10 protein-coding genes are annotated in these 8525 nt (G+C 33.6%); 4 read left to right on the forward strand and 6 right to left on the reverse strand.

From position 1 onward, the window contains the following. Positions 1-7: 7 nt before the first annotated feature. The 6 genes from GSY74_RS04285 to GSY74_RS04310 form a co-directional block, all read right to left on the reverse strand. On the reverse strand, positions 8-283 hold the full coding sequence (locus GSY74_RS04285) for a hypothetical protein (RefSeq protein WP_164663872.1): 276 nt from the start codon (positions 281-283) through the stop codon (positions 8-10). 158 nt (positions 284-441) lie between these two features. Further along, positions 442-786, reverse strand: a complete 345-nt coding sequence (locus tag GSY74_RS04290; protein ID WP_164663873.1) for a type II toxin-antitoxin system PemK/MazF family toxin — start codon at positions 784-786, stop codon at positions 442-444. Next, entirely contained in the window at positions 779-1021 is a 243-nt protein-coding gene (locus GSY74_RS04295; protein WP_164663874.1) for a DNA-binding protein, read from the reverse strand. The genes GSY74_RS04290 and GSY74_RS04295 overlap by 8 nt, the downstream gene beginning before the upstream one ends. Positions 1022-1166: 145 nt before the next feature. Continuing rightward, positions 1167-4100 carry a DNA mismatch repair protein gene (locus tag GSY74_RS04300; protein ID WP_164663875.1) on the reverse strand — a complete coding sequence of 978 codons (2934 nt, stop codon included), beginning with the start codon at positions 4098-4100 and terminating at the stop codon, positions 1167-1169. Between the two features lie 56 nt (positions 4101-4156). After that, positions 4157-5842 carry an AAA family ATPase gene (locus tag GSY74_RS04305; RefSeq protein WP_164663876.1) on the reverse strand — a complete coding sequence of 562 codons (1686 nt, stop codon included), beginning with the start codon at positions 5840-5842 and terminating at the stop codon, positions 4157-4159. A gap of 115 nt (positions 5843-5957) precedes the next feature. Continuing rightward, positions 5958-6155: a type II toxin-antitoxin system VapC family toxin gene (locus GSY74_RS04310; RefSeq protein ID WP_164663877.1), complete on the reverse strand. Its 198-nt coding sequence runs from the start codon at positions 6153-6155 to the stop codon at positions 5958-5960. Positions 6156-6424: 269 nt separating this feature from the next. Here GSY74_RS04310 and GSY74_RS04315 point away from each other — a divergent pair, with 269 nt between their 5' ends. From GSY74_RS04315 to GSY74_RS04330, 4 genes are all read left to right on the forward strand, one after another. Then, positions 6425-6799, forward strand: a complete 375-nt coding sequence (locus GSY74_RS04315) for a type II toxin-antitoxin system RelE/ParE family toxin (RefSeq protein WP_164663878.1) — start codon at positions 6425-6427, stop codon at positions 6797-6799. Then, on the forward strand, positions 6796-7113 hold the full coding sequence (locus GSY74_RS04320; protein WP_164663879.1) for a DNA-binding transcriptional regulator: 318 nt from the start codon (positions 6796-6798) through the stop codon (positions 7111-7113). The genes GSY74_RS04315 and GSY74_RS04320 overlap by 4 nt, the downstream gene beginning before the upstream one ends. A gap of 80 nt (positions 7114-7193) precedes the next feature. After that, entirely contained in the window at positions 7194-8147 is a 954-nt protein-coding gene (locus tag GSY74_RS04325) for an Rpn family recombination-promoting nuclease/putative transposase (RefSeq protein ID WP_164663880.1), read from the forward strand. Beyond that, positions 8147-8401: a type II toxin-antitoxin system MqsA family antitoxin gene (locus GSY74_RS04330; protein ID WP_164663881.1), complete on the forward strand. Its 255-nt coding sequence runs from the start codon at positions 8147-8149 to the stop codon at positions 8399-8401. The genes GSY74_RS04325 and GSY74_RS04330 overlap by 1 nt, the downstream gene beginning before the upstream one ends. The last annotated feature ends 124 nt before the right edge of the window (positions 8402-8525 follow it).

The following is an 8525-nucleotide window of genomic DNA, read 5'->3' on the forward strand; positions in this document are numbered from 1 at the left end:
CATAATACTATTTCAAAATTTGGCTACGAGGTAAAAAGTTTTCTCTTGCCTCTTCTCTGCCTTTTTTTAGATTCTCAACCATCTCAGGAGTAAAAGAACCACTTATTTTATCTGTAAATTCACCCCATTTACTCTTTTTTTTAACTCTATTTTGAATTGTTGAGAACTCTCTATTTAAAAAATCTATAAATAAAGATTTTACATCTTCCACAGAGTAAGCTTTGATATTTTTTGCTAATCGAGGGTTTTCTATGATTATATCACCTATATTTAGAGTAGTCACTGCTTCTCTCCTTTATTTATCTATTTTTTTAGTATATCTAATAAATGCTGAATTGTTTTGACTTTTGGGGTATAATAATTGAAGAGTCGGCTTTGTTTATCAATATAGAATAATGGGTCGTGTCACAAATACAAAGTATCTTTGCCTACCTCTTCACACTATTCCAATCCTAGTACAATCTTAATTTGTTCATCAATCTCAAAAACTTCTTGCCAAGACAATTTTGCCAACTTATCAGAGATAATCCTCTGATTATCAATAGCTCTGATTTGATCACATAAAATATCAGAATCTTGCTCTAAACCATCCCTACTACTTACTCTATAACGCAATGGATAGGCTTCATCTGTGAGATAGGTGGATAGTGGTAAAACAATAGTGGTTGGATGTTCTATATCGTTTAACATATCCGTTTGATATATAAAAACTGGTCGTATCTTGCCAACTTCATTGCCTTTTCTTGGATTTAATCTTGCTAAGTAGATTTCCCCTTTTTTAAACATCTTTTAGACCATCATATATTATCGTGTCAAACTCCTTTGATACTTTTAGAGACTCATCTCTAGTTCTCATAGAGGCTTTTTTTATCTGTATCTTTAACTTTTCTCTCTCTAGTGTATCTCTATAGTGGACTACAGCTCTTCTGATTAAATCACTTCTTGTTGTATTGAGAGATTTGACCATTTCATTTAACATTATAAAAAAGTCACTGTCTGATTTTAGTGTGATAGTATGCATTATTACCCCTTGGTATTACTTTTGTATTACCTAATTTTACAGTTTAAATATAAGTTTGTCAAGGAGGAGGGGCATCGGTAGGGTGTTTTCCCTGAAAACACCGTCAAAACTATTGCTAGTTGTTGTTCGATTTCATCGAACCTACTTATCTCTCTTCGTAATGTAATTTTAATCCTTGTAACGACATCATAAACCCAGTGATAATTATCTTTCCCTTATGTACCATATTGTGATGTTTTTTACATAGAGGTATGAGATTGTACTTATGATTTTTATTTACAGCACCTATGTTTCCATCACTGTCTGCTAGTTGTTGGGGTATAATATGATGCACATCCTCTACACACTCTTCACATAAGGCACACTTGGTTATAAAGAGGTTTTTGTTGTATCTACTTCTCTTTTTGGTTGTTAGTTTTTTGAGTTCAGAGCCTTGACCTAGTATTTTTTCACGAATAGTGTAGGCATTTTTTAGAAAAGTCTCATCCATATGTAGAGATTTTGCAAACTCCAAGCCATAGAGTGAACTTCCCATACCTAGTTGGAGTTGACGGTTATAGATGAGGGTATCATTTTGCTCATCATATTTTACACCCAAGTGTAGGAAGATAAGAGATGAAATCTTTTGAAGCTCTTCTACATTTTTGAGTTGGTGTAGATGGGTTGCAAAGATAAATGTTGATTTTAGCTCCAAGAGTTTCAAGATAGCTCCTGCTACAATAGCCAGTCCTGACTCTGTCTCTGTGCCTTGTGAAATCTCATCACCCAAGATTAAGCTTTTATCACTGGCACGATTAAAGATATTTTTTAGCTCCATCATCTCTACAGAGAATGTTGAGAGACCTTTGTAGAGGTTATCTTTTGAGACGATTCTAGTAAATAGTTTATCATACATCCCAAATTTTAGCTCAACAGCAGGAACAAAAAAACCTGCTTGTGCCATAATGACCGATAGACCGATACTTTTCATGAGTGAGGATTTACCAGATGAGTTGATTCCATAGAGCAGAACACCATTTACTCTATCTCCATTACTAGCATTGAGTGTGATGTGGTTGTGTTTGGTTTCCGTTCCACTTCCTAGATATATATCATTGGGGATATAGATTCCACTCTGTTCATTTGCCTCTATAATTGGGTGTCGTAGACCTATCACCTCATAAGCATTTGTATTATCTGATATTATAGGACGGCTTAGATTCATCTGCTTAGTACATTTGGCATTGGAGATGGCGACATCAATATTGGCGATAAAGAGTATCAGTTCATCTAGCAGATGAGAGAATCGCTTCTCTATCTCATTTTGACTCCATATATATCGCTCTTTTACCAAAGAGACCAGTTGGACTTGGTTGGTTTCATAATTTTGGGTTATCTTTTCAAATAGAGGTGAGTTTAGTTTTACCAAGTTTTTTAGATGTTTATAGTGAAAATCTTTGAAAAAGTGATGCTCCCCATCTATGGTTACAAAAGACTCTTTGAGCTCTTTTTCTATAGTTTTAAACCTATTTTTAGTTAGATTTACGCTGTACCCTTCACTCTCCAAGTAGCCAATATAGGCGATAAATTTTTTTGAACTGTTTGAAAACTTCTCTTTGTCAAATAGATTATCTATATGAGCCGAGACCTGCTCTAGTTTTCTCATCTCTATATCTTGTCTTTGCAATATACTATCTATCATAGGGTAGATACCATCTCTAAATATATTACTGCTTATCTGGTCTATACGAAATTTTGCACATGTATCGAGCTTAAATGTATCCAGTAGATATTTTCTAAACTCTTCAACTTTATCTTTTAGACTACTGTCATACTCTATCTCATTTTGAGTCGCATCTTTTAGTAGTTTTGCTATAGCATCAAGCGATGACATGATATAGGTAAGCTCTACAGGGTGAAGTTTTTGAAGTTTAATCCGTCTTGTAATCCGTTCAAGGTCATAGATATTTTTGAGATGAGTATCATACTGATTACTATACTCCATAAGTTTTTCAGATAGGTCATATCGTCTCTCTAGTATATCTCTATCCACAATGGGAGAGAGCAGTCGCTCTTTTAGCAGTCGTTTTCCAAATGCTGTTGCTGTTTTGTCTATCAGGTCAAGTAGCGTAAGCTCTGAACGGTCACGAGAGATAACGCCAAGTTGCTCTAGTGCATTGTTCCCAAGATAGAGATACCTGCTCATTCCCAAAAAGATAGGACGATTCATCTTCTCTATAATCAGCTCATCATGCTCTATAATAAATTCAATAAGTATCGCCAAAGCCTCTGTGGTATAGGGGTGTCGCTCTAGGTCAAGATACTCAATAGCCGAGAGAAATGAGTTTATCTGATAGACTCTTGTAAATAGTTCATTTTGGTAGTTTATCCTGCATCGTCGTTTATTAAAAGAGGTGTGAAAAAGTCCAAGTTCGAGGTAGGATGTGAGCCACTCTCTATCTATATTAGAGTTTTCCAATGTTACTATCACCTCTGCCGTATTGTAGGTCTGCAAAAGATTAAATAGCTCATCAAGTGCATAGGTCTTATCATCCCGAGTTGAGTGCATCTCATTGGCAATGGTCTTGCCTGTAGTAACATCAATGGCAGAGTAGCCAACAGAGTAGATACCTTGATTCTCATCTATAATAATAGAGACGATATTATTCTCACCTGCCTCTGTTTGGTACTCAAAGTTAGTCCCTGGGGAGATGATATTAGAGATATATCTTTTTATTTTTGGTGGAACACCTTTCTGTTTGACTATAACAATAGTATATTTCTTAGCTCCGATAAGTCTAGCTATATATCTCTCTATTGAGACAGTAGGAACCCCTGCAAGAAGAGGATTTTTGACAGAGTTTTCCAAGATGGCTTTGTTTTTTCGCGTTAACTGAATATTAAGAAATTCAGCTATCTCTTTTGCTTTTCCAATCTTCATCTCATTATTATTGACCTCATAGAGTTCAAAGAAACTTCCTATCTCGATGAGTATTAGAGTATCTTTACCATATTTGGCTTCAAAGTGGCGTTGTAGGTCGAAGTAGATTTCGCTTAGGAGTTTTCCCTTGGTATTTAATATTTTTGATGCTTGTTCCACTCGTTACCTTGATAGTCTGTTTTAGATTGTTATTTTATCAGTTTGGTGATTATAGATTAGTTAATCTCCAAAAACTCCACCCCATCTTTTGACCCCATCAACAAAAAGCTTCTAAGTTTAGGAATATTTTTAACTTTATCAAGCTTCAAATACCCCTCAACCTGTTCAATCCCCTCTTTCTTCATCTGTTTATAATCATCTTTTTGTTTAATCCATTTAAGTTCAAACATATAGTTATTTGGCACTTTCTCATCTCGTCCAATGAGCAGAATATCAGGATATTTGTTATTCTTTTCAGGTTGTGACTCTATAAAATAAAAACTTGCAAAAGATAGAAGTGATAGAGTAATTACTTGAAAATGTTTCTCTTCAAGTCCCATATGGTCACGATTTGCAAGGACTTTTATAACAACACTAAGTTGATTGTCAAATGGTTCAATATCTCCTAATGCCAAATCGGTTAATATCGTGCCTATATCTTCATCTATTTTTAGATTATTTCTTCTTTTTAACTCAACAGCAAAGTAGTTAAAATAGAGTATTTTTATAACATAGTTTGGTATTTTAAACTTATATTTCTCTCCAAAAAGCTCCTCTTTTATAGTGATAAACCCCATAGAGTAGATAAGTGTTATAAAATCATCTCTACTAAACTCTCTGTTTAGGTCATATCTATCTTTTATCTCTCCTGTAATAGAGTTATTTTGTATTAACTCTTCTAATATTTTATAATTTCTATCACTATCACCTATATTAAAAAGCTTCATTATCGCTCTGTAGTCACTTGCCACATTGACATCTAGCATTTTTATAGGCATGATACAGCGTTTATAATCAAATTTTGAGATAAAATAGTTTAATAGAGTAGAGTTATAAATCCTCTCTTGGGCTTTAATATTAAAAATATAACCGTTATACCATATTTTTATCTTCTCTAATATCTCCTCTTTTTTATCTAAATCACACTCTTTAAAAATACTCTCTTCCAACGAATACTCTGTCTCTTTTTGTGTAAATCCTGCCATAGCATTAAATGCTTCATCATGTGAGATATTAGAGACAATATTAAACCCACTACTCAAACTATCAAGCGTGATTGGTGTAACCCCTGTAATAAACATTTTTTGAACTGTCCCTGTCTGTGTCGCCCCTTTTATCACTTCATAAAAACTCCGTACAAATCCACCTTTGCTAACTGTTTTTAGAAAATCTTGCATACTATAAGCCAATATTGCATTGGCAAACTGGTCATATTCATCTATAAGTAGATATATTTTATCATCTTCTACTATATCAAAAAAGTATTTTAGCAGTCCTGTAGGTGTTTTTATGCTATTAAGACTCTCTCTACTGATAGCATAACCATAATTAGAAAAATACCGATAGATGGCTGATTTAATATTATCCTTAAACCCCTCATAGATAATCTCCATCCCACTATCTGTATTGATTCCACTAAACTCAAAAAATAGAATTTTATAACTACTTTTTAGAGGAGTTGGGTTCTGCCCAATATAGGTATCATGAAATATAGCCTCAAACTCATGAGCTGAATTTTCATCATAATAATATTGTAGAGTAGAGAGGAACAGAGACTTTCCAAAGCGTCTTGGGCGTAGAAAGATAAGATATTTTTCATTTAATTTTTCTAAAGTCTCTATATGTTTGGTTTTATCAATATAGAGATAATTATCCTCTTTTGCCATTTTAAAATTGCTTATACCATAAATTATTTTTTTCATGAGTGACCTTTTTATCTTGATATTATATCTTATTTTATGGTGTTAGTATTAATCAAGATTACAAATAACAAGATACTATACGCTATGTTGCGGCTCTTTTAAACTTTTCGAGAGTTCACCCCACCAACCTAACCTGCTTCAAATACTTAAAATTTTTCTTATTAAAAGTATATAAATCCATATTGTACATAATCACCGTCGAAGCTATCAGAGCATCCATGATTTTTGTATTTTGAGAGAGCGTAAAATCTTTTATCTCTGGGTTATCTATCTGTATGGTCATAGGTTTACCTCTTTTTATTATCTGTTTCAATTATAACACATTAAGTTTATATAATTGAACGGCAGGAGTGAATGATTTGAATGGGTTAAGAAGAAGTGATTTTGCTTAAGTTGGTGCCATTCGAATCAGACTCCTAAGTCTATAATGTACCCCAAACTCCTATGAACACTCTGCTAAAAAAAGCACTTCTGCTCATATGCAGACTATTTTTCAAAGCCAAATCAAGCTTCTCTAATAGAGGCTTCTGAAAGTTGATAGATACATCTTGACAACCGTACCACAATGTGATACAATAACCAATGAACAAATTAAAAACCAAGTGGGTTGCAAAATGGGCAAAAAAATACAAAGTAGTTGATGAGAAGCTTATATTAGCTATTGATGACCTAAAAGATGGTCTCTCTAGCTCTAATCTAGGTGGGGGACTCTATAAAGTAAGAGTCTCTTCCCAAAACTCTGGTAAGAGTGGAGGTTTTCGTACTATTATTGTCTATAGAGAAGATGATAGAGCTGTAGTAGTTTATGGTTTTGCAAAAAAAGAGCAAGAGAACCTATCTAAGTCAGAACTTCTAGCATTTAAGACTCTATCAAAAGATATTTTGAACCAAAGCAATGACGACTTGGATATGGCAATTGAACAGGGAGTATTTATACCATTGGGAGGTGACAAATGAGAGACTCTATACAAGAAGCAATAGGTACAACAGTAACAGATATGATGGATGCAGGACTAAAAGTATCTTTTACCAAAAAAGAGCTAGATAAGTTGGGTGTTGAGATACCAAATAGTAGAGTAACTGCTACAGAAATCAAAAATATCCGTTCACTTATGCAAGTGAGTCAATCAGTATTTGCAAAACTTTTAAATGTAAGCATCTCATCCATAAGACAGTGGGAACAAGGTCAACGAAATCCTAGTGGTTCTACTATGATACTGTTGGAGTTATTACAGAGAAATCCTAATTTGTTGAATTATCGTTTGAAGTGAGAGATATTTTGAAGCAAAGAGAACCCTAAGTCCTTAAATAGTATAATCAATCTAACAAAAAACAATAAAAAGGCTAAGAGATGGAGAGAGAACTAATAAGCTTTGATTGGGCAATAAAACGACTCTTACGAAGCAAAGCAAACTTTGATATATTAGAGGGCTTCCTCTCTGAACTGCTCTTTGATGATATAAAAATTCTCCAAGTCCTAGAGAGTGAGGGTAATAAAGATAATGAAAAACAGAAGCTAAATAGAGTTGACCTCAAAGTTATCAACAGTAAAAAAGAGATAATAATCATAGAGATACAATTTGCTAGTGAGATTGATTATTTTCATAGAATACTTTTTGAGACCTCAAAAGTAATCGTTGAACATTTAGATAAAGGAAAAGCCTATAAAGAGACAGTTAAAGAGACAGTAAAAGTTATATCTATTAATATTGTCTATTTTGATTTGGGTAGAGGAGAGGATTACATCTACAAAGGAACCACAAATTTCAGAGGTTTCCACTCAAATGATAAGTTGGAGCTATCACCCAATCAAAAAGAGATGTTAAAAATTGAAAATATAGAGAGTATATTTCCAGAGTACTATATTTTAAAAGTTAATAGATTTGATAACAATGCAAAAGATAGTCTTGATGAGTGGATATATTTTCTCAAAAATGCCAAGATAAAAGATAGCTTTACAGCTAAGGGGCTTAAAAAAGCAAAAAAAGAGTTTTCTGTTTTAAATCTAAAAGAGGAAGATAGGATAGCTTATAGCAAGTATCAGAGCAATCTGCACTATGAGGCTAGTATGATTTTTTCTAGTTATGGCGTTGGTAAGATGGAGGGTGTGAAAGAGGGGATTGAGCAGGGGATAGAACGAGGAGTTGAACAAGAGAGAGTGGAGGGTAGAAAGAGAATAGAGAATATAGCTAAAAATCTTCTATTGGCTAAACTTGATATAGAGATGATTATACAAAGTACTGGCTTATCTAAAGAGGAGATAGAGAAGTTAGAATCTTTTTCCAATGAGAGGAAAACGAGATAATGGAGAGTTGTAGTTTTTGTGGAAACAGAAATATTAAAAGTGCGTTGACAGAATATACATATAAACATAATGGAAACTATATGATTTTTCATAATCTTCCATCTTTACAGTGTGAATATTGTGGTGAGAAATATTTTGAAGCAAAGGTGTTAAAGCAGATTGAAAAAGAGTTTGTTGCTGTTCAAAATGGTAAAGCTGTAAGAGATAGGATTATCGTTCCTGTTGAAAATTTTAATATGATAGATGTCGCTTAGAATAGGTACATTTTTCAACTTCAGGAGGTGACCAATATTATATTCATTCGGAATCGGAGACTTTAGTCCCGAATATAGCGAGGCTAAAGCCATCGATTCCAATCTTTTTGAAATTAATTTTGGG

Origin of the sequence: Sulfurovum sp. bin170 (assembly GCF_010892395.1) — a bacterium.
In the GTDB taxonomy this organism is placed as follows: domain Bacteria; phylum Campylobacterota; class Campylobacteria; order Campylobacterales; family Sulfurovaceae; genus UBA1140.

Coding starts and splice junctions, on each gene's coding strand:
- GSY74_RS04305 (WP_164663876.1), bottom strand. CDS start 5,842: ATGAAAAAAATAATTTATGGTATAAGCAATTTTAAAATGGCAAAAGAG.
- GSY74_RS04315 (WP_164663878.1), top strand. CDS start 6,425: ATGAACAAATTAAAAACCAAGTGGGTTGCAAAATGGGCAAAAAAATAC.
- GSY74_RS04320 (WP_164663879.1), top strand. CDS start 6,796: ATGAGAGACTCTATACAAGAAGCAATAGGTACAACAGTAACAGATATG.
- GSY74_RS04325 (WP_164663880.1), top strand. CDS start 7,194: ATGGAGAGAGAACTAATAAGCTTTGATTGGGCAATAAAACGACTCTTA.
- GSY74_RS04295 (WP_164663874.1), bottom strand. CDS start 1,021: ATGCATACTATCACACTAAAATCAGACAGTGACTTTTTTATAATGTTA.
- GSY74_RS04290 (WP_164663873.1), bottom strand. CDS start 786: ATGTTTAAAAAAGGGGAAATCTACTTAGCAAGATTAAATCCAAGAAAA.
- GSY74_RS04330 (WP_164663881.1), top strand. CDS start 8,147: ATGGAGAGTTGTAGTTTTTGTGGAAACAGAAATATTAAAAGTGCGTTG.